Source organism: Mesorhizobium sp. M0174 (assembly GCF_040322275.1).
Lineage (GTDB): Bacteria > Pseudomonadota > Alphaproteobacteria > Rhizobiales > Rhizobiaceae > Mesorhizobium.
On sequence record NZ_JAMYTB010000035.1, the window covers coordinates 1 to 21,563 of the forward strand.

15 protein-coding genes and 2 pseudogenes are annotated in these 21,563 nt (G+C 57.7%); 11 read left to right on the forward strand and 6 right to left on the reverse strand.

Annotation, left to right across the window (positions count from 1 at the left end; genetic code table 11):
* On the forward strand, positions 1-986 hold a 986-nt coding region (gene tnpC / locus NKJ13_RS30020; RefSeq protein WP_352779264.1), incomplete at its 5' end, for an IS66 family transposase.
* A gap of 320 nt (positions 987-1,306) precedes the next feature.
* Positions 1,307-1,659: pseudogene (locus tag NKJ13_RS30025) on the forward strand (porin); the annotation flags it as partial.
* 140 nt (positions 1,660-1,799) lie between these two features.
* Here the strand turns inward: NKJ13_RS30025 and NKJ13_RS30030 are convergent.
* Positions 1,800-3,476, reverse strand: a complete 1,677-nt coding sequence (locus NKJ13_RS30030; protein ID WP_352779267.1) for a tetratricopeptide repeat-containing sulfotransferase family protein — start codon at positions 3,474-3,476, stop codon at positions 1,800-1,802.
* 669 nt (positions 3,477-4,145) lie between these two features.
* On the opposite strand from NKJ13_RS30030, the pseudogene NKJ13_RS30035 reads away from it, so the two are divergent.
* A pseudogene (locus NKJ13_RS30035) lies at positions 4,146-4,952 on the forward strand (IS5 family transposase).
* 242 nt (positions 4,953-5,194) lie between these two features.
* On the opposite strand, the gene NKJ13_RS30040 reads toward NKJ13_RS30035, so the two are convergent.
* The 5 genes from NKJ13_RS30040 to NKJ13_RS30060 all read right to left on the reverse strand — a co-directional run bounded on the left by NKJ13_RS30040 (position 5,195) and on the right by NKJ13_RS30060 (position 12,155).
* On the reverse strand, positions 5,195-6,346 hold the full coding sequence (locus NKJ13_RS30040) for a glycosyltransferase (RefSeq protein WP_502899858.1): 1,152 nt from the start codon (positions 6,344-6,346) through the stop codon (positions 5,195-5,197).
* 256 nt (positions 6,347-6,602) lie between these two features.
* Positions 6,603-7,751 (reverse strand): acyl-CoA dehydrogenase family protein, encoded by a 1,149-nt coding sequence (locus tag NKJ13_RS30045; protein WP_352707142.1) that lies wholly within the window; start codon positions 7,749-7,751, stop codon positions 6,603-6,605.
* Positions 7,751-9,313 (reverse strand): amino acid adenylation domain-containing protein, encoded by a 1,563-nt coding sequence (locus NKJ13_RS30050; protein WP_352707140.1) that lies wholly within the window; start codon positions 9,311-9,313, stop codon positions 7,751-7,753. The genes NKJ13_RS30045 and NKJ13_RS30050 overlap by 1 nt, the downstream gene beginning before the upstream one ends.
* Positions 9,314-9,321: 8 nt before the next feature.
* Positions 9,322-9,582, reverse strand: a complete 261-nt coding sequence (locus NKJ13_RS30055) for an acyl carrier protein (RefSeq protein WP_029356091.1) — start codon at positions 9,580-9,582, stop codon at positions 9,322-9,324.
* Positions 9,579-12,155 carry an SGNH/GDSL hydrolase family protein gene (locus NKJ13_RS30060; protein ID WP_352740790.1) on the reverse strand — a complete coding sequence of 859 codons (2,577 nt, stop codon included), beginning with the start codon at positions 12,153-12,155 and terminating at the stop codon, positions 9,579-9,581. Before NKJ13_RS30060 ends, NKJ13_RS30055 begins: the two co-directional genes overlap by 4 nt.
* A gap of 409 nt (positions 12,156-12,564) precedes the next feature.
* On the opposite strand from NKJ13_RS30060, the gene NKJ13_RS30065 reads away from it, so the two are divergent.
* The 8 genes from NKJ13_RS30065 (at position 12,565) to NKJ13_RS30100 (ending at position 21,508) form a co-directional block, all read left to right on the forward strand.
* Complete coding sequence (locus NKJ13_RS30065) at positions 12,565-12,864, forward strand: hypothetical protein (RefSeq protein ID WP_352707135.1); 300 nt, start codon at positions 12,565-12,567, stop codon at positions 12,862-12,864.
* 69 nt (positions 12,865-12,933) lie between these two features.
* On the forward strand, positions 12,934-14,100 hold the full coding sequence (locus NKJ13_RS30070) for a polysaccharide pyruvyl transferase family protein (RefSeq protein ID WP_352707132.1): 1,167 nt from the start codon (positions 12,934-12,936) through the stop codon (positions 14,098-14,100).
* A 24-nt stretch (positions 14,101-14,124) separates the two neighbouring features.
* Positions 14,125-15,102: a nitroreductase family protein gene (locus NKJ13_RS30075; RefSeq protein ID WP_352740788.1), complete on the forward strand. Its 978-nt coding sequence runs from the start codon at positions 14,125-14,127 to the stop codon at positions 15,100-15,102.
* Positions 15,103-15,691: 589 nt separating this feature from the next.
* A complete protein-coding gene (locus NKJ13_RS30080) occupies positions 15,692-16,942 on the forward strand; it encodes a glycosyltransferase (RefSeq protein WP_352740786.1) in 1,251 nt (416 codons plus the stop codon).
* Positions 16,943-16,956: 14 nt separating this feature from the next.
* Positions 16,957-17,127, forward strand: coding sequence for a hypothetical protein (locus NKJ13_RS30085; protein ID WP_352707149.1), 171 nt, complete (start codon positions 16,957-16,959; stop codon positions 17,125-17,127).
* 46 nt (positions 17,128-17,173) lie between these two features.
* Complete coding sequence (locus tag NKJ13_RS30090) at positions 17,174-18,394, forward strand: glycosyltransferase (RefSeq protein ID WP_352707126.1); 1,221 nt, start codon at positions 17,174-17,176, stop codon at positions 18,392-18,394.
* Between the two features lie 699 nt (positions 18,395-19,093).
* On the forward strand, positions 19,094-19,762 hold the full coding sequence (locus NKJ13_RS30095; protein WP_287217183.1) for a class I SAM-dependent methyltransferase: 669 nt from the start codon (positions 19,094-19,096) through the stop codon (positions 19,760-19,762).
* A 249-nt stretch (positions 19,763-20,011) separates the two neighbouring features.
* Complete coding sequence (locus NKJ13_RS30100; RefSeq protein WP_352707123.1) at positions 20,012-21,508, forward strand: lipopolysaccharide biosynthesis protein; 1,497 nt, start codon at positions 20,012-20,014, stop codon at positions 21,506-21,508.
* Positions 21,509-21,563: the final 55 nt, after the last annotated feature.

The following is a 21,563-nucleotide window of genomic DNA, read 5'->3' on the forward strand; positions in this document are numbered from 1 at the left end:
GCGTGCCGCTCAGCCTGTCGACGCTCGCCGACCAGGTCGGCGCCGGCGCCGCGGCGCTGATGCCGCTGTTCAAGCGGCTCGAAGCCCATGTGCTGGCCGCTTCGCGTCTGCACGGCGACGACACGACGGTGCCGGTCCTGGCCAAGGGCAAGACCGATACCGGCCGATTATGGACCTATGTGCGCGATGACCGACCGTTCGGCGGCGCCGATCCGCCGGCGGCGGTGTTCTATTATTCCCGCGATCGCCGAGGCGAACATCCCGCGGCGCATCTCGCCGGCTGGAGCGGCATTCTGCAGGCCGATCCCTTTGGCGACTATGGCGATCTCTATGCGACAGGCCGTCAGCCGGCGCCTGTTCTGGAAGCCAGCTGCTGGGCCCACAGCCGGCGCAAAGTGTTCGAGCTGGCCGATATCGAAGCGGCAGTGCGCAAGAAGGCGCGCGGCGACAAGCCTAACCTGGTCTATCCGCTAGCGGTTGAAGCCGTGAATCGCATCGATGCCCTGTTCGATATCGAACGCGCGATCAACGGCCTGTCGCCAGGCCAACGCCTCGCCGTGCGCCAAGAGCGGAGCGCACCGCTGGTCACCGAGCTCGAGCGCTGGATGATCGAGACGCGCGACAAGCTCTCGCGCGGGCACGATCTGACCAAGGCCTTCAACTACATGCTGCGCCGCTGGTCATCCTTCACCCGGTTCCTCGACGATGGGCGGATCTGCCTATCCAACAATGCAGCCGAGCGAGCCCTGCGCGGCATCGCTCTCGGCAGAAAGTCCTGGCTCTTCTGCGGTTCCGATCGCGGCGGACAGCGCGCGGCCGTTCTCTACAGCCTGATCGTCAGCGCCAAGATGAACGATGTCGACCCGCAGGCCTGGCTCGCCGACGTCCTCGCCCGACTGCCCGCCTATCCGGCCCATCGGATCGATGATTTGCTGCCGTGGAATTGGAGATCCGCAAAATTGCGGACCCAACCAGCGGCGGCCTGATCATGCAGCGCAATAAGGTGCATCACGTCTACACCGTCGATCGTGTCGCCAGGGACCTCGGCGTCAGCGAAGCGCTCATCCAGGACCTGACCCTCGGTCTCGAGCCCGAGGACGGCGTCATCTGGGTGTACGGCGCCAACGATGACGACGGGATCTTGGCCTTCACCGATGAAGGCTTGAGGAGGTCAAGCTCCTCTCGAAGAATATCATCGCGTCTCCCCATCGAAAGGTTGACCCCAGCACCGCGGTGCTCAGGTGCTCATGGCCGCTGGATACGCACGTCTGCGGTCTTCACCGGACTTCACCGGATGGGTACGTTCGGCTATGGCAACGATGGGGACCTTAATGATGTCCATCTCATCGGCGGTGGCATCGACGCCAACGGTCGTGGCTTCTACAAGCAGTGGGGCGGCAACTGGGCTTGGTGGGCCGGCGGCACCTACAAGTTCAACGAGAAGACCGCGTTTAATCTCCAGGTGTCTGGTGACGACGACAAGAACTAGGTGTGGCTGCGAACGTCGCCTATACCGCTGTTCCTGGCTTCACGATCACGGCCGAAGTTGACTACAACCACTACGGCAACTTCGACACTCCGACCATCTACGGCAACTGGGTCGGCGCCGACAAGAAGAACAGCGTCGGCGGTATCCTCCGCTTCCAGCGCGACTTCTAATCGGCAGCATCTGACTGAAATCGACCCCGGCGGGCAACCGCCGGGTTTTTTCGTATACGTGACGCGATTATCTGATCAAGGTCGCACGAGGAACGTCGACGGCTTCGTCATCAGGATTTGTGGTCAGTCGCCAATCCTGTTCAAAGTACGGCAAGATCACCCAAGGCATCGATCAGTGGCTGGATCCTATTTTCATAGTTTTTCCAGCGCTTGACCGACGATTTATAGATCGGTTGCCGGACTTGCCAGCGACTGATAGTTCTGACCGACCCAGCCTTATCGAAAAAGCGAAGACAGGCATCATCCCAGGTCAAGCCAAGGTGATCTATCAAGCGACGCGATTGCCCTTCCTGGTCAGATATCAGCTCTTCGTAGCGATTCTCAAAAATTCGCCCGGGCAAGATCGAGTGCCAATGGCGCATAAGCCGCTCATACTCACGATAAGCCAGTCCAAGAGTCCCAAGGTCGTAACTGTAATCAAGGCCCTTTTTTAGGTCGGAAAAGAAACAGGAAAGACAATTGTCGATCGCGTCGCGCTTGCAGTGAATAAAACGCGCGTTCGGGAAGAGGATGGCGATCAGACCGATAAGCTCGAAATTATGAGGCAGTTTGTCGATAATGCGTGGTGCGGTAGGCGAATAGAGACGCAAGTTGGATAGATATTCCTCAGCCAACGCATGCGATTGCTGGATCGTCATCGACTTGACTGTCCATCCATAGGTTTGTCCCGGCTCCCCCTTCAGGCCGATGGAGGCCGCGATTCGCCCCAGTTTCGTAAGCTCTCCGGCCCCGTGAACGTAAGGATGGCTCGAGCAGATTTGCTCGGTCAGTGTTGTACCCGAGCGCGGCATCCCGAGGACAAACACGGGCGCTTCGGATGGGTTACCATACCCGGCTTTGGATGCCAGCAAGCCGGCATCGAATAGCCCGATCAGGGAATCGACCCACCTGCGGTAGGACTCAATGTCAAAATCTAAAGTCCTGAATGTCTTGGCCTTTAGAAAATGGTCCATCGCCTCGCCGTAACGGCCAAGGTCGTTCAGAACCTTGCCTGCCGCCAGATGAAGCCCATAGGGCTCGTCGGCGGAAATCGCCGGGTTGGCAAGTTCGTCCAGGATGGACTTGAGTTCGGGCGGTTCGGTAGAAAATTTCCGGATGCCTACAAGGGTGTTGTAAGCCCCTGGCACGTTAAGACGCCTGGCGATGTTTTCCGTTAAACAAGCTGCTGCCTCGTCCATCCGTCCGAGACTTACGAGCGTATCCGCTAGACCCATCCGGGCTTGCGGATGATAGTGGTCGATCCGCAGCGCCTTCTCATAGATGGGCAAAGCCATGTCGGCCTTGTCGAATTTGGCGTAGGCCTGCGCCAAGCCGCAAAGTGCCTCCAGAAGATCAGGCTTCAATTCGCAGGCCCGTTGCAAGTGCCTGATTGCGGGCAGGTAATCGCCAACGTTTAAATAGGTTTCGCCAAGTGTGAGCCGGTAGTACGGATTGTTAGGCTCTTGGGTGACCGCCCGGGCCAAGTATTTGATGGACAACTCATCATCGAAATCCAGCCCCAATGTGCCAAGTATGTACAATGCCAGCGGATGCTCACGCGTGCGCGCCAGAACGCGATGACAGAGCTCCTCGGCCTCAGGTAGCTGATCCAATTTCTGAAGTTCAAGCGCTTGCCTCAACAGCATGTCGTCGGCCTGCGCGCGAGGCGGGCGGGCCTGCGGCTTGGCTTTGGGTGGCGCAGCTTTCGGCGGTGCCGCCTTAGCCGGGGGTTGAGTTTTGAGGTGCTTTGCCCAGGCGGGCGGCAATCGGTTGCTCATACTATGTCGCTAGCAAAACGGCGCGGGAGAATCCAGCCTTGGGCGAACCGCCAAGTAAGCGCGACGATGCTCTCGGCCAGTCAGTACGACGGCGAAAACACCATGTCCGTCGAAGGCTCAACCCGGGATGCGTCGCTAAAAGGTTTTGAAATCGTCCTGTCACTCTTTCCGGGCGTTAGCGCCGCCCCTCACCTGCCTGCCGGCACCCTCTCCCCTTATAGTGACGGGGAGAGGGGCGCTGTGATCGGCGATCTCACCAATCGCCGGCCTGCAAGAGAGCCAGCGCTGCGGCGCGCCCCTTCTCCCGTCACTATCTAGCGTGCGCACACATTTGATTCAACTCCAATGAAATCAAAGTGATGGTCGCATTTCTGGAGCCGAGCATCGGGCTCAACAGCTTGGAAAACGTACGTTTTCAAGGCTCTTGGCTTATCAAAGAAATTGCCCCTTCGAATCAGATGTGTGCGCACGCTAGCCCGTCACTATACGGGGAGAAGTGCCCGGCAGGGCGATGAGGGGCAGCGCCGGCTTCGAGAATTGATGTTCCCACCACAAGTTGGAAGCGGTCAGTCGGCTGAAGCGATCGCCGCGGCTCGGCCACGCCGGAAAACTTGCACCCTTCCCCCGCCCACGCTAGCAAGTGACTCCCCTTCCACGCGAGCCTGTGCCATGCTCGCGCAAGGCGGCCTTCGCCGGAGGCGTACGCGCTACCCGTCTGATTTGACGGACGAGGAGTGGGAGCAGTTCGCGCCGCTGATGCCCAAGCCTGGGCGTCGCGGCCGTCCGCGCGAGCGTTGATGTCCGGGAGGTGGTCAACGCCGTGCGCTACCTGGTCCGCTCCGGTTGCGGTTGGCGAATGCTGCCGATCCATTTCGGGCCCTGGCAGACGGTCTACGGCTGGTTTCCCGAGTTGGCGCGGCGTTTTCTGTTCCAGACTATCCACGATGTGGCGCTGATGCTGGATCGCGAGCGAGCCGGGCGCGAGGCCAGTCCCACGGCTAGCGTGATCGACAGCCAGTCGGTCAAAGCTCCGCAAGCTGAAACAAGGGTTACGACGCCGGCAAGAAGATTGTCGGCCGCAAGCGACACGTTGCCGTCGATACGGATGGGCGGCTCTTGATGGTCAATCTCACCACCCCCGATATCTCCCACAGTGCCGGTGCTCAGGCGATCCTGGATGGTAGCCGCAAGCGTTGGCCCTGGTTGAAGCATCTATTCGCCGACGGCGCCTATGACAGGCTGAAGCTCATGGACAAAGCCGCCTATCTCGACTTCGTGGTCGAGATCACTCGTCGATCCGACGACCAGAAGGGCTTCCAGATCCTGCCCCGCCGCTGGGTCGTCGAGCGGACCTTCGGCTGGATGACAAGATGCCGCCGCCTCGTGCGCGACTACGAGCAGCGCATCGATGTCTCGCAAGCCATGATCCTTGTCGCAATGGGCGGCAATCTCATCCGCCGAAACGCTCATCCGTGAATTTCAAAACGGACTCTCAGAAGCGGCATGGATAGGCAATCCATCGTCCGGGATTGAACTGATAGTTTTGATTTTGATGCTCGAGCGCTCCCGCGCCAGTGAGTATATAGAGCCCCAAAATTCGGGTTCGCGCCGGTTCAGTCGCCGGATCTTTATGAGCGCATGATTTCTTCTGGCGCGGGAAGTGGATTAGGAAAACCTGCTGACGGCGCGGCCGCCTTCAATAAGAAAAACTGTGCAGCCTATAAGCTTCGGCTCGACGACATCCGGTTCTCGATTTCCTTTAGGATGTTGGTTGCGCGTGCGATGCGGCTATACCTGGCCAGAAAGTCTGCCTTCGCCTGCTGACCGATCTGATCCCGAAGCGCCTTGTTTTCGCGCAGGCGCTGAAGAGCTTTGACCCAGTCGGACGGGTTGTCTGGCGACACCAGAACGCTGTTGACGCTATCCCTCAAAACTTCTCGGATAACTGACAGGTCGGAGGACACTATGGGTTTGCCATGCGCCATATATTCGAAGAGCTTGAGCGGCGACATTCCCTCAGCGATATTTCGACCGCCGCCCTGGCCCTCTACATCTCTAAGATAGGGCGCGAGTACAACGTCCATTTCGGCCAAGTAGGCACATGTCGCGGCGTGAGGAACGTAGCCGTGAAACACTGTGTTCGGGCATTTGGCCAGCTTCGATGTCCAATACTCTATATCGCCTGGTGTTCCGCCGACGATGTGAAATGTCGCCCAGCCGCATCGAGGCGCAATAGCGCTGATTATCTCCATGCCTTTTCCCTTATACAGATGTCCGACATAACCAACCTTGAACGTGCCGCTGAGGCTGCATGGCTCGACATTCGGCGGAACCGGATCCGCGCCATTGGGCGCGATGAGAAATTTTCCCGCATGTTGAGGAAAGAGGCGGATGCTGTCGTCCCGCAGACGTTGCGACGTGACGACCAGCATACAGAATGCCTCTAGGCCTATCAGTTTGGCAAGGCGCTGACGCTGACGTCTGCTCAAACTGCCAATCGGGTCGTGAAGCTCAAAAACGGTCGTGAACCCGAAAAGTCCGGCAGAAACAAGCGCTACAGTAGCCGAGCGTGTAAAGACGACATGCGGCCGCAGCCAGACCGCAGCAAGAAGTGCCAACACAGCAAAAAAAAGCTCCCGGCCGGGCACAGGCCAAAAGGGTACAGGGAGAACGCGGAATGGGAACTCGGTACCGAATCCGTATTCGCGCGCGATCTTCTCATAATGATCCCGTGTATTCATGGAGGCGCGTGGAAGCGCTAGTAGGACCTCCGCTCCGGCAACCCGAAATGCATGGCACATCTTTGCGACTTGTACCGCATTGGCGGCCGGCGCCGGAACGTGCGCAGAATGTATATAGAGAAGCCGCATCCACAAAGCCTATCTTTCACGCCTCGCGGCTGGTCTAGTTCTTCGCCTCTGAGCCGCAAGTTCGGAGACCACGGGCTGGGCAGACGCACCAAGTCGAACGACAAAAGCGCCCTCCGCCCCGGTGGCTCCATGGGTTGTGATAGTACCACTCGCCGGTTGCCTCACCAAAATCGAGCGCCCTTTTTCGCGAACTGGGGGCAGGCCCAGCGACAGCACACGCCGCCCTTCACCGGACAGGTTCTGACCACAGCCGTCATCAAAGCCCCAGCCAGCCAGCAATTATGTTGCGCTGTATCTCAGAAGTTCCGGAATAGAGTTTGCTGCCGATGGCATCACGCACGGCACGTTCGACGTCGAATTCGCTCAAGAAACCATAGCCGCCGAAGACCTGGACGACATCGAGCGTGGTGCGAACAAGCGATTCGCTCACAAAGAGCTTCGAAACGGCGGCGTCGAGGGATACGGACTGGGAGCGTTCAAGGCCCCACGCCGCTTTGTAGACGAGCAGTCGGGCCGCCTCCACCTGCATCTTCATGTCGGCAATCTTATGGGCGACCGCCTGGTGCTTGGAGATGGTCTGGCCGGACTGACGTCGGGTGCGCGTATAGGCCACTGCCTTTTCCAGAAGCCGCTCCATGGTGCCTACATGACTGGCGAATAGGCACGCCCGCTCCCAGTCCATGCTATGGACGAACAGCCTGGAGCCGCCGCCCACTCCACCGAGAACAGCGTCCTTCGAAACAAATACGTCCTCGAAGACAAGCTCCCCGATCGGAGACGTCCGCAGTCCCATTTTTTCGAACTTTTGCGCGACCCGATAGCCGGGCAGCGTGCGGTCCACGAGGAAGCTCGTGATGCCGCCGAAATACCCCTTGGCGCGGTCAGTGACAGCAAAGACGACGGCAACATCCGCCACCGGCCCGTTGCTCACGAAGGTCTTCGTGCCGTTGATTAGAAAGCCGTCGCCATGAGGCTCCGCCCGGGTTTGCATCGCAAATGCATCGGAGCCCGACTCCGGTTCGCTCATCGCATTGGCCGCGATCAAAGTGCCATCACAGAGCCTCGGAAGATATCGATTCTTCTGCTCTTCAGTGCCGAACTTCCAAATCGGCACCACGCAGGCCAGAAGGTGGGCGCAGATCGAGAAGACCAAGCCGGAATCCTCGCAGCCGTAGCCGAGCGCGTCGATTGCAATGGCCGTGGACAGGGAATCGAGACCGGGTCCCCCGTAGGCCTCGGGGACTGGCAGGCCGGTCAGGCCCATCTGCGCGCAGGCCTGCCACAACTCGTGCTGGAATACTTGGTCCCGGTCGCGCTGCCTGACATCTTTATTGAGCTTATCTTGCGCGAAGCGATGGATCTCACCGCGCAGGATGCGCTGCTCCTCGTTCAGCGCGAAATCCACTACTCCATCCTTATCAGATGCTGGTAGTCAATTTTATCTGTCGATGTCTTCGGAAGTAACGGCTGATGCGAGAACCAGTCCGGGGCCATGTAGGCCGGCAAGTTGTGAGCGCAGAACCGCTTCAGCTCGATGAGCGACAGCGCATGGCCGTCGCGCGAGGCATAGAACACCTTAATGGAGACGCCCGACTCCTCCGAGCGAGCGATCGCCGCCACCTCGGAGATCGCTGGATGGCGATAGAGCGCCGTCTCGATCTCGCCGAGTTCGATCCGATATCCCCGCCTCTTCACCATCCGGTCGCGTCGACCACGGAAGGTGTAGACTCCGCCATCGCCTTCGATCACTACATCGCCGGTACGGTACCAGCGACCGCTTGAATCGACGTGAAAAGCGGCGCTTGTTCGCTCAGGCATGTTCCAATAGCCCAGCATCACGGGAGCACCGCTGATTGCGAGCTCGCCTTCCTGGCCTCGCGGCACGTTGCGACCATTCGCATCGATCACGCGTGCCTTAACATGCGCGCAGGCGCGCCCGATCGGAAACGGCGCCGAGCGGTCTTCGGCGATCGTCTGCGGGATTTCGTAGTAGGTACAGACGTTGGTTTCGGTTGGACCATAGAGATTCAGGTAGCGTGCGCGTGGGACCACAGCCTTTAGCCTGCGCAGATGCTTGACCGGAAAAACCTCGCCGGCAAATAGAATGAACCGAAGAGCGTGGTCGTCGCGAGCATCAAGGCTGCCGTGCTCGACCAGAAGCGTGAGTACGGAGGGCGTGGAATACCAGACGGTCAACCGCCGCTCGGCGATAACCGACGCCATCCGGGTCGGATTCTTGCCGAGCTCCTCACCGATGAGGAATACGGTCGCGCCGTGCTTCAGCGGTACGAAGATGTCGAGGATAGACAGGTCGAAGTGGAAAGGCGCATGGGAGGAGAAGCGGTCATTCTCGTCAGGGGCGAGGATCTCGGAGCACCAGTCCACGTAGCTCGAGCCATTACGATGCGTCAGCATCACGCCCTTCGGCTGGCCGGTCGAGCCCGAAGTGTAAAGCACGTAAGCGAGGTTGTCCGGCCCCGGCCGCGCCGATTCGTCCTCCACCGCCAAGCTGCCGGCCTCTACGCGAGCCAGGTACGTCGCGAGCGGCGAGGGACCGTCGGACCAGTCGAGCGGTAAGAGACACGGTTCCGCAGCCAAGCGCGCCAACTCACAGCGCAAAGTTTCGGCTCGGGACGCCTCCACGAAAATCGCGCGCACGCCGCAGTCGTTAAATATGAACGCGCTACGCGCAGGCGGTGCCAGAGAGTCGACGGGCACATAGGCCGCGCCCACCTTCAAGGTGCCGAACAGAACAGCGAGCGAGGCGATCGATTTTGGAAGGCAAATGCCGACGCGGTCCCCCGGCCGGACGCCGATCCGACGCAGATGGTCGCGGACTTGGTCCGACAGCGCGTCGAGCTCGCCGTAGGTGATCTGCCGCCCAGAGCTCGCCTCGACAGCGGCGCACGTCTGGGGATGCCGCCTCGCGCTCTGTTCCAGATACTCGTGTAAGGCAGCAACCGTCATGGCGGGCTCTATGTGGACGCCTGCTTCGACTGGACGAAATTGGCAATTTGGGCGATGGAGTTCAGGTTCTCCGGCACGAGTTCGTCAGGGGCGATTTCGATACCGCAGGATTTTTCCAGGTAGGCAACGAGCTTAAGCGTCGCCAACGAGTCGAGAATGCCGTCAGTTATCAGCTCCGTTGAATCCGTCAGATTCTCCGGCCTTTCACCGGGCAGAAACTCCTTCAATATGAAATCCTTGGCCATCGTCCTGATCTGGATCGCGTTCATTGTTCCTCCTTGTGTGGAGCAACCGCAAGGTTCAGGGGAATTAGATCCTGGTGTTGCTGCAGCACTTGGTAAAGCTTGTCGGCGATGAGCCGATGGCCGGCGGCGTTTGGGTGATCGTCCCAAGGTGCTACAAGAAGCGTCCGCCAGTCATACCCGTCATACACACCGGAAAGATCGAGAACGTTAAAGCCAGCCTCGGCAGCGAGGCGCTTCTCTAGCTCGGTGCTGGTCCTCTCGTCTGGTCTGGGTAGATAGATCCAAAAGACCCCGACCCCTTCTCGCTTCGCAGCTTCCACGATTCGAGAATAGATCGCACGCAGAAGTCTGTCTCCGTAGGGCATGAGCTTTCTTTGAAGTACCTCGTGGTCGGCACGGGGATCGATCCCGCTCTCGCGTACAATGTCGCGCACGAAGTCGTAGCGATATGCGGAGCCATTCTGGATTGCTTTCCCGAGACGCTTTAGCGTTCGTGGAACAAGCGCGCTGTGCTCGAAGTAAAAGATGTACTTTGGTTTGAATGCGAGCACTCGATCCTCGATGATGGCCAGAATGTCCAGAGGAACATAACCCCCAACGGCAAAGTTCAGCACCTCGTAGTGTCGATACCCGCTGTCGTCTGCCTGCGCATTCAGCCGCCGCTCCAACAGGCCCTCGAAAGTCTCGTCATCCGCGACGCCCTCGCCGAAGACATGCGAAGAGCCGACGATTGCGATTCGTGGGGTGCCGGGAGTAGGAATCTTTTCATAGTCCTGATCTCGCATGCCCCAGCGGTTGATGTGGACCCGCGTTCCCTTAAAGTCTGCTTGGGAGAGTGGTCGCAGATAGGTCGTGGGAAGCGCACCGGTGAACTCGCTCAGCGGCGTCTTGTCCAAATTGTCCCAACCGTCGTGTCGTCGTTGGCCATAGACAATCCACAGTTCTGGGTTAAATGCGCCGACATTGACGAGGTTCTCGTAGTAGCCGCGCTCCAGGTTCGCGTTGTCGCGGCTATTGAGGTTCGGCGCTCTAATGTCGGCCATTGCGGTACTGACCGTCTCCCCGAGGCGATCGTGAACCATGGGGAGCGAGATGCAAACCGCGATCAACCCGCAGACACCGACCGACGCAACCGACCGTCGGAAACTGTACTGGCGGTCGGCGCCGCCGCGCGCGAGCGCAAGCGCAGGAATGCCAATGATAGCTGCCACCGCGACCAGTACGAGGGCGGGCGTCATTTTGCCAGGAACTTCCACGCCCACAGTGTCGAAGACGGAGAACCATTGCGGGACCGAGCTCGCGCTCCAAAACGACCAAAGGAGGCAGATGACGACGAATACGCCAATGGTCCGGCTCGCAGTTTGCAGCGCACCGTTCCAGCTTAGTGCCCCGCCACGCAGGCGCCGCGTGCGACCGTGCCGCATTTCATAGTGGGCGTTGATCGTCACAAGCACGGCCAGGATCATCCAGAAGAGGAAGTCGTTCCAGGTGAATACCCAGGTGCCACGTAACCAGAACCACTGATAGTTGTGCAGCAGCCAAGTCGCGAGGAACGCGAGGAGGGTCGCGCTGACCAGCGCTACGCTCTCTCCCCAGCGTCGAAAGCGAAAATACAACGGATAGTATACAATCTTCATTATGAAGTCCTTCCAGTATATATTTATTCGACGCCAGAAATCTGTGAAACTTGAGGAAAGAAAGTACAGATTGTGGGTTTCTGGAAGGTTGAATCCAAATAAATGCAAAATCCCGGTGATTATGTGAAAAGTTCCTGAAACCTTCAGATAAAGTAAAAATGGCCATATGATAAATTGCAAAAGCTCAATCTGATTGTGTACGTCCGCAGCATCGATAACAAATCGCTGATATACGATGCGGTAGCATATCAAATGGATAGCGCCGCGAAACATCCACTGAATGCCCGTTTGATAGATGTAGTGCCGGTCAGCATTGTAGTAGCTGCTGCGGAAAGTTCTAAAATCTACGACCGGAAAGAGCGGGAAGCACACGTTCGGCAACATGAAAAAATACGCGAGCCGCTCCGAAAGCGTCGCCATCTTCTGTTCACGTCGCATTTCGTATGCATAGACAATGAGACGGAACATGAACATGGAAGCGAGCACTGGCCAGACGGCGCGCGTCCACGGGGTCGCTATCCAGTCCATTCGTGCGGCGGCGAGCCCGCAGCCGGCGCCAACCAGCGCCAGCACTCTCCATCCAAAAGCGATCGGTAGGTGGACAATTCCGATCAGTACGAGCCCAATGGCGACGATCCAGGCGGCATCGATGAGGCCGTCAAATCTCCAGTGGTGCCAGTTGGGCCCAAGGTTCGCGAAAACTGCGGCGATAGTCGCGAACGAGAGCAGCACGAAAAACGGCAGCCGGTAAGGCTGTGGCAGGAAGTAGTGCACGCACCAGCCGGCGAGGGCAACGAGCAGGACGCGGACAAGCGCAGTAGTCTCGAGCCTGAGGAGATAGACCAGCGCGATGAAGAGGGCCAGCTGGCAGGCTATGGCGAACCAAGCCAGGATGCTTCTCGACTCAGTCTCCGTAGGATCCGCCGACCAGGGACGAGACAATGTCTTGATCCAATGCACGCTCGCGCGCCTCAACCAGCTGCCGGCGGACATCGACAAGAAGTGGCTTTGGGGCATGCGAAAGATCCGCAAGCTGCTGGTCCCCCTCCCATGGCTCCCATCCCTGACGGGTAAAGCGCCCCGGTCCTTAGAGGGATGCCTTGACTTCTTTGAACGAGTCCGGTTCCGCGCAAACGCAGAAGTACATAAAACGCAGAAGTACATAAGTGTATCAGAAACAAATCGCTCCGCTGTGCCCGGGGTAACAGCGACTCGTCTCTAAGACGCTTAAAAACAAGCTAAATCTGATCGATTGAAAGCCGATTCCGAATGGGATCGATCTGCCCCGTAATCCGCGCCGCGAGCCGAACGCCGATGGCAGTCGACGCTCTGTCTGCCTTGGCCATCTTAGTCCGGAACGCTCGGGCACATGATCGACGAGTTCGCGGCACTTCCAGCCGAGGCAAAGGCGCAACTCACCATCCTGGGCGATGCCAATGCCGCGCCACTCTCGACGAACAGGCAGCCCGGTTGGGCCTTTCCAGCAGCGTCACTTTCGCTGGCGCGGTCGAAAATGTCTTTCCATTCCTGTGGGAGGCTGATTCTATCTTTCCACCTCGGTGTCGGAAGGTATGTCAAAGTCAACGCTCCTGAAAACAGCCTCTCTTCGTTGAAGATCGTTAAATACAATTCGACCTCGGAGGCAATTGTTGCCTACGTGCTGGCGTGATACTAGGCGGAACAACTTGACGGAACAATTTTGCCGTATAGCCGCCGTTGATAGCAACGGACCTGCTAAATGTTGATTGGCACACTAACTTTGCACACCGGTTACAACGAGGGGGCGCAGCTTCAGAGCCTCGCCCTCCAACGCTGCATTTCGGACCTGCGTCCCGGCTCGCCGGCGGAGATCGTGGACCACCGCTATCCAAGACGACTGGAGACTGGCTATGGGCCGGCGACAAACGCACGCCAGCGAACGCTTGCCGCCTTCGCCGATGGACTGCTGCTCAGCCCCAAGAGGTTCTACTCGGAGGATAGGTCACCAACGTTTCGCTACGTAAGCGACCGCTATGATGCGGTTGTGGTGGGTAGCGATGAGGTTTGGAAGATCGACTACGTCTCCCGTCTCGGTGGGCTGATCAAGCTTCAGACCAACCCACTATGTCCGCCATTTCCCAATGTCTACTGGCCAGAAGTGGCGTGCTCGAAGATAGCATATGCGGCGAGCACCGGCAGCAGCACCAAATGGACCGAAATGCCGCGCCGCAATCGATACTTGATGGCCAAATGCCTGAACGAATTTGTCGCGATCGGCGTGCGGGACGAGCGGACACGTGAGTTGGTCCTCTGGGCAGATCCAAGCCTCGCGGATCGTGTGACATTGACCCCAGACCCGACAGTCACTCACGATCTAACGTCGAATGCCACTCATGAAAGCCTGCGCGTAAAGCTGGCTTCCTGGGGCGTGGATTTCAATCGGCCCCGGGCGTTGGTGATAGCCGGCCAGCACGAGCTCTATGCAGAGGCCACGACCTCTCTGCGGGCGCGCGGCGTCCAGATTGTATCAGTCTCGGATCGCAATCACCTCGCAGACATCGATCTCACCGAAAAGCCGATTGATCCCCTCGAGTGGGCAAATCTGGCATCACAATTCTCCTACTGCTTGTCAGAGCGCATGCATGGGGCACTATTTGCTCTGCGGAACCGGTGCCCGTTAATTTGCCTGGACAGCCGGCGACCCGCCATCGGCTTCCCCACTAAGAATGAGGCTTTGATGACGCTGATGGGCATTCCCTCTCAGTACGTGTGTATTCACCGCAAGGGTGCCAGGGACCATTTGCTGGACATGTGCGAAAACCTCGGAAAACTTGTTCACGACTACATGAAGATAGACAACCGGTTCCGGGAACTAGCTGAGATTGGCCGTACGTTTCTGGATAGGGCCCTGCCTGCGGCCAAGTAAAATAACAAATCAAGATGTTGTAAAATGCTTCGAAAGCTGCAAATTCTTCTGTATGCTCAAGCGAAGGTAATCATCTCCTACGTATATGACGTTGGAAATTACCTACGTTACAACGGGGATTCGCTGCTGGTTCCAAAAAAAGAGCGGCTATATTACCGAATAATCGTGGACGCTCACTCGATTGAGAAGGGCCTTTCTCTAAAGGACAGGAGGCCCGGTTTTGGCCAGGAAAAAATCAAGCGACTTATGAATGAGGTGTCCTCCTACGACGCCTCGCTAGGGGCGTTTCCGCTTGAAATGGCTGTTGGCGCACTTCGCGCCTATGTTGACCTTCATCCACCAGGGGAGCCTGAGCAGCCCTTTGTTGAGAAAGTTCGTCAATTCGTCGAGCGTTTCAATGGGCTTGATGGAGTCGCCTTGACCGGCGGGGTTCAAAGCGCCGTTCTGCCAATTGGGGGGCCAGCCCTCACACTCCTGGAAGGACTTCAGTGTCGTCGCTCGGTTAGATACTTTGACGAACAATTAATAGATCGCACCACATTGCTAGAGTTGGTACGCTTGGCGCAAGGTGCGCCATCCCAATGCAACAGGCAGGCGACAAGAGTATACCTCTACCAGGGCCGTCATCAAATCGATCAGATACTCGCCCTGCAGGGCGGGGCGCGAGGCTTTTCAAAGTCCATATCAAACCTGGCCATTATCACGTCAGACACAAGGGCCTGGCGAGGAAGCAATCAACGAAACCAGATTTATGTCGATGGTGCGCTGTTCCTAATGCATTTCCTGTTGGCCGCGGAGGCACTTCGGCTCGTGGCTTGCCCCCTCAATCTTGCGGTCGATAGTCGAGTTGAACGGCAAATTCGTGACGTCGGTCGAATTCGAGCAGGCGAGAGATTGATTGCATGCGTCGCCCTTGGCCCTATGGCAGGTACTGCCATCAGATTTGCCAGGTCGCCGCGCAGGCCGATTGATGAGGTGGTCTCGTTTGTAACCGAGGAGTAAGTCTCCGCTGGCACTTGCAGAGCGATCGAACGAAGCTGGCTTCTCGGGGAAGGGACAATGTCTTGATCGACTGCCCGCTCGCGCGCGCCAACCAGCTGCCGCCGCACATCGACAATAAGTAACGTGGAGCACGCGAAAAATCCGCAAGCTGCGGGTCCGGCCTCTCCCATAGGTCCCTTAAAGCATTGCCTCCACTACTTTTTTGAACGAGTCCGGTTCCGATCCGATTTCGCGCAAACGCGGTGAGGCAGAAGTATTGGTCCAAGGTATACCACAGTATACCACAAAATAATCACTCCGCTGTGCCCGTGGTGACAGCGGCAGTTCTCTGGGACGTTTAAATCCAACAAGTTAGATCTGATCGACTGGAAGCCGTTGGAATAACCCTCCTTACGGACTGCATGTGCCATGGCCCAAGAAGGAAGGGCACACTTAGGATTCGGGGTTCATCTCCATACGGCATGCACCCACCGAGGCGTGGCATGTCACTCCAATGCAGTAGCACCGATATCGGGACGCATGGACCAAAAGCGCGGCTGGGCGTGGGAACGCACCCAACGGATAAATTCAGCGCGATCGGTGCGGCGATATGAAAGTACAGGACGCGGAAGGCAAGATTGACTTGGGGCGTCGACTGCGTATCGCTCATGTCATCACCCGTCTCATCAATGGCGGTGCTGATGAGAATACTGTCCATTCCTGCAATTGGGCCGCGCAAGGGGGGCATGATGTTGTCCTGCTACATGGCGAGACGGTCCAGCCGGAAATCATAGCTAAAGTGGACCCGCGGGTGGAACTCATTGGCGTCCCGGGCCTGACTCGGTCCATTTCGCCTGTCTCCGACATGCGGGCATTGTTGGCGCTCACCCGGAGATTCCGCGCCTTGAATGCCGACATCGTGCATACGCACACCAGCAAGGCAGGCATTCTCGGGCGGCTCGCCGCATGGGCGGCGGGAGTTCCAGCGATCGTTCATGGCGTGCATATCGTGCCTTTTGTCAATGTCGGCGTCGCCGAGCGGTTTGCTTATCTCGCCTTGGAAAAGCTGGCAGCGCCATTCACCAGTGCGTTCATCAGTGTGAGCGAGGGCATCCGCGACTTATGCCTGAGCGCAGGAGTGGGACATCCAGACAAACATTATGTCGTCCATTCCGGATTCGATCTCGATCGTTTTCGCAACGCCGGTCCGCCCGACGGTTGGCGCGATTTGTTGCGCTTGACCCCGGACGCGCCGCGCCCGTCCGTGCTCTTGATGATCGCGGCTTTCGAGCCACGCAAGCGACACACGGAATTTCTGGACGCTTTCAACAAAGTCGCCGTCCGGTTACCCGACGCGGTGCTTGTGCTCGCGGGCGACGGGCCGCTTCGCTCGACCGTAGAATCGCGGGCCAAGCGGCTTGGGCTCGAGCGACAAGTGGTCTTTACCGGTTATCGGGACGACCCCGAGCGGCTGATCGCGCTCGCGGATCTCTGCCTGCTCTGTTCCATGCGGGAGGGATTGCCCCGCGTAGTTATGCAATATCTCGCCGGTGGCAAGCCCTGCGTCGCTTGCGATCTGCCAGGTCTTCGCGAAGTGCTCCGCCCTGGTATCAACGGTGTGATTACACCCGCGGATGATTTGGCAGCCATGGCCGACGCCATTGCCGCCCTCCTGGAGGATCGTGCAAGACTGGCCTGCCTCGCCCAAGGTGCCGCCGCGGCGACGGATCTTTCGAACTGGGACGTCAAGCTGATGGGAAAGCGGACCCATGCCATTTACCGCGCGGCTCTTGACCAGCATCGGGCAAGCAAGGGAGTATCAACAGTACCTCCTGTCCGAAATGTGGCGCTTCCGCGATGATCGGGTGCAGCCTTATGCGTTTGACGGTGATCGGGCAACTTGCCGGATTGGTTAGCGGTGCATACTTCGCCGATTTCGGCGATGAGGTGGAGTGCGTCGATCTGGACGACAAGGGGATCGATGCGCTGAAGGCAGTGAGATGCCAAAGAGGCATCTTCTTTTTTGCACATGGGACGGGGTTGTAATCTTGGTGGCCGCCTTGGCTCCGGGAACGCTATCCGGCGGATTGATATGATTGCAGCAGAAGTTGCCTCCGCTTATCCGATGAAGACCCCGCGAGCCGAAGCTCTTCCCAGCATGCGTGTTCTGCTCGTGCTCCCAACCTATTTTCCTGAGTCATATGGCGGCGGCGAACAACAGGCGCGGCGATTTGCTCGGGTGCTGGTTGAAAGCGGCGTTTCCGCAACCATTCTGGCGCCCAGTCTGTCGCACTTGACCTCGAAACGGTCTGCCATCGACGGGGTGCCTATCCATCGCCTTCGTTTGCGCGCGGCTCCGTATTTGGGCGGGCGGCATATGCTGTCGTTCCTGTCGTGGTGTGTCCAAGTTGTGATCTGGATGCTGCGCCGTCGCGACGAATTCGATGTCGTACATATCATCCACGCCCGACTTCACGCTGTTCCGGCGGCGTTGGCAGGAGCCCTCCTGCGCAAACCGGTTCTCGCAAAATTGGGCCGGGGCGGACGGTGTTTCGATCTCGACGTTGTGCGCGAAAAGAAAATCATCGGTCGCTGGGCGTCCGCCTTGATTAAACGTCACGTCACGGCCTTCATCGCCAATAGCCGCCAAATCGCTGGTGATCTGAAGAGACATGGCATCGGCGCGGATCGCATTCATATGATTCCGAATGGGATCGATCTGCCCCGCAAGCCGCGCCGCGAGCCGAGCGCCGATGGCAGCCGACGCTTTATCTGCCTTGGCCGTCTCGATCCGGAAAAATGCCTCGAGCACATGATCGATGCGTTCGCGGCACTTCCCGCCGACGCAAAGGCGCAACTCACCATCCTGGGCGATGGCCAGTGCCGCGCCACCCTCGAGGAGCAGGCGGCCCGGTTGGGCCTTTCCAGCAGGGTCACTTTCGCCGGCGCGGTTGAAGATGTCTTTCCCTTTCTGCGGGAGGCTGATTTCTATCTTTCCACTTCGGTTACGGAAGGCATGTCAAACGCACTGCTCGAGGCCATGAGTTGCGGCGTGGTCCCGATCATCACCGATGTCAGCGGTGCATCCGACGTTGTGAAGCATGAGCGCAGCGGCTTCTTGGCTCGCTCGCATGTGGAGTATTGCGGACTCCTTCATCGCGCGCTCGGCCTATCGGAAGCCGAGCGCGATGAGATGGCGCGGCGCGCAGTACAAACAGTCACTGCGCGATTCAGCATGGAGAGCGTCGCAGCACGGCAAATGAGGTTGTATGCCACTCTTGTGGACACTGCCACCCAGATCGTGAGGCGGTAGGTTATTCAGGAGCAACCCCGAAGCCGGCCTACGCAATGACGACTATTGATGCCGGAGAGAGGCGCTGAACGAGATGCATCCACTGAAACTGGTTTTTGCGCTTCCGGCAATCCCCGGCCAAGCGGCAAACATGGTGCCGGTCGTGAACGCATGCAGCGCTTTTGAAGCAGCCGGTTGTCCGATAGCCACATTTTTAAGCAGCGTGGAGCTATGCGCGGCCCCTTTCCGCTATTCAATTATGAAGCAGCCAAGGCGGTTTGCTAGCCTTATCCGGAGGCTCTCACCCGAAAAGCGACAGGCAATAACGGGCAATAAAATGCCATTACAATCCCGCCGCTCGGCCTGTGGCTGGTGTAGGAGTGCCAGCGGACCAGCTATTGCTAATATCGTTGCGGCAACCGCCTTGTCGCTTGCTTTGAGCGCCTACAACGCAGCAAAGAGGCCAAGTAAGCAGCCATGACGGTCGACTCGCGCGAAAGGCTGAGATTCGTGGCTAGGGAAAAGTGTCCTGGATGCGGCAGTACAAATATAGCCATACTATACGACTCCCCCTTTTCCCAAACGGATGTTCGTAGGTTTGTGCACGAATGCTTTCGTGGACGGATCTCCGACCAAAACCTTAATGGTGCGCGATACACGATTGCGCAATGCCGCGCTTGTATCCTGTATTTTCAGAGAGAAATTCTAGACAGCAAAGGCATGGAATTTCTCTATGACGACGTTAGTGACGAATCTGTTTCTCTGGCCAAGAGGGAACGCGCGGGCCGAAGCTATTTCAATAACCTGCTGCGGTCTGCTGGGATGATCGAGGAATTGTTGTACATTCCTCCAGTGGCACGCCACATAAAGGTCTTGGATTTTGGGATGGGGTGGGGCCACTGGGCCATCGCAGCGCGCGCCCTTGGCTATGATGTTGTCGGGGCCGAGCTGTCAGCGCGGCGCAAATCATTCGCGGCCGCGCACGGCATTCAGACCATTGATCCGAGTGAAGTGGAAAATGAGAGGTTCGACTTCATACATATGAATCAGGTGCTGGAGCATGTGTCTGAGCCACGCGAATCCGTAAGACAGCTGGCTCGAATCTTGAAGCCTTCTGGCATTATAAAGATATCCGTTCCCTTTGGCGAATTGGTTGCGCCGCAGATAACATCGGGCTGGAAGATAGAAAAAAATGAACTGTACCCGCTCGGACATATCAATGCATTTACAGATCGATCTCTGGATACGCTCTGCGAGAGCGTAGGTCTCAAACGCGTTGCTCCTTCAGAATATGTAACACCTAAGGCGCGTCTACGTGCACTCTATCGGAAGCTGCGCTGGCCTCGAAGAGCAAATGGCTATTTCCGCAAAAATGAGGGGCGTCGCTGAAGAGATTGCTGCTGGATGCAACAAGGCGGTTCCAGTCAGCCTGTGCGACCGTGACGGCGCGGTGCTTATGCTGGGATGCCTATCCGCTGGCATTATGACTTGGGTTGATGAAGCGATGACGAAAACGGTGATTGGACGCCTGAGGAATTCACCCGCGAGGCGTGGGCGAGAAAATAGCTCATGAGGTTGGAGCACGCTTGCATGCACTGAAGCGTGGCAGTCGAATTGGACAGTCCGGAGCAGGTCAACTTGGACGAGGTAACTGGACATAAAAACCTGACACGAAGGGCAGCCAACGGCCTCTCGTGGTCGGGTGCCACATTGCTGGCCCGAACCTTTTTGAATGTCCTGGTCACGGCCATTCTCGCGCGCCTGCTTTCCCCCCAGGAGTACGGCGTTGCCGGCGCTGCGCTGATCATCGCATCCGTCGGCAATAACATTGCCAATCTCGGCATGTCGCAAGTCCTGGTCCAGCGACGGGACGTCGACGAGCGCCATATCGGAACCGCAATTTCTTTGTCCGTGATAATCGCTGCCATTCTCGGCATACTTCAATGGGTGTTTGCACCACAGATTGCAGATTTTCTTCATGTGCCGGAATTGGTCCTCATTTCGCGCCTCCTTGCTGTGATGATGGTCGCGAACGCGTTCAATCTGACCGCCGAGGCCATTTTGTCGCGGCACCTGAAATTCAGAATATCCTCCACAGCGAGTCTGGTCGCTTGGATTGCTTCCCATGTCGGCCTAGCCATTCCGCTTGCCTATTTTGGACTCAGCTATTGGGCCTTGGTGATCGCATATATGGCCGAGGCATCGATCTTGGCCAGCATCTATTTCTTCATCGCCAGGGACTATCTCGTGAGGCCCAGTTTCGACATGCAGTCCTATCGCGATATCCGCAGACAGAGCCTGGGCTATTCGCTGGCTGGTATATCAGCCGTCACCGCAAAATATATCGATAATGTTATTGTCGCGCGGTTGATCGGCACTGCAGAGCTGGGCATTTACTCGCGAGCGTATTATCTGATTGCGATGCCAGCAAGTCTGTTCGGAAATCTGAACAAGAGCGTGATTTTCCCGCTCCTGTCGAAGGTTCATCACGACAAGGCCAGGCTATGCAGCGCTCAGCTCAAGGGGTATGCTTTAACGGCGGCGCTTGCTCTACCGACTAGCGCGTTTCTATGCTGTTTCGCAAAAGAGATTGTTCTCACAATTCTCGGCCAGAAATGGACGGATGCCGTCGTTCCCATTATCATATTCTCTGCAGTAATTTATTTCCGCGTCGGTTACAGAGTGTGCGGAGTCGTGACGCTTGCGACGGGCCAAAGTTACCGAACGGCCTCCATGCAGATCATTTACATGGCCCTTGTCGCTTCATTCGCGTTCTTCTCGGCGCCCTACGGCGTGAACGCAGTGGCCTTTTCAGTGTCCGGCGCCATTGCGACGAGTTTCTTCCTTTATGCGGCGATGACTTGTCGGATAACGGGATTATCAGCTGTGGATTTCGCGCTCGTACATGTGCCGCCTGTCGCATTCGCCGCTGTGGTGTTCGCCACTGGCTCGGCGGTCAAAATGCTGCTTGCCGGATCGCCCGACTATCTTGTGCTCGCGACCGGGCTTCTCGTTATAGGTACATTGTCCGTTGTCACTGTCTATCTGAGAGCGTCGCTACTCTTCGGAAAACATGGTGCGGAAGTCTTGCAAACTCTAACATCCAAGAAAACGAAATGGATTAGATTTGTATAGCCCACGGTATCTGCACACTCGGCGCCTCTCCGACTGCCCATCCGACGACTTAGAG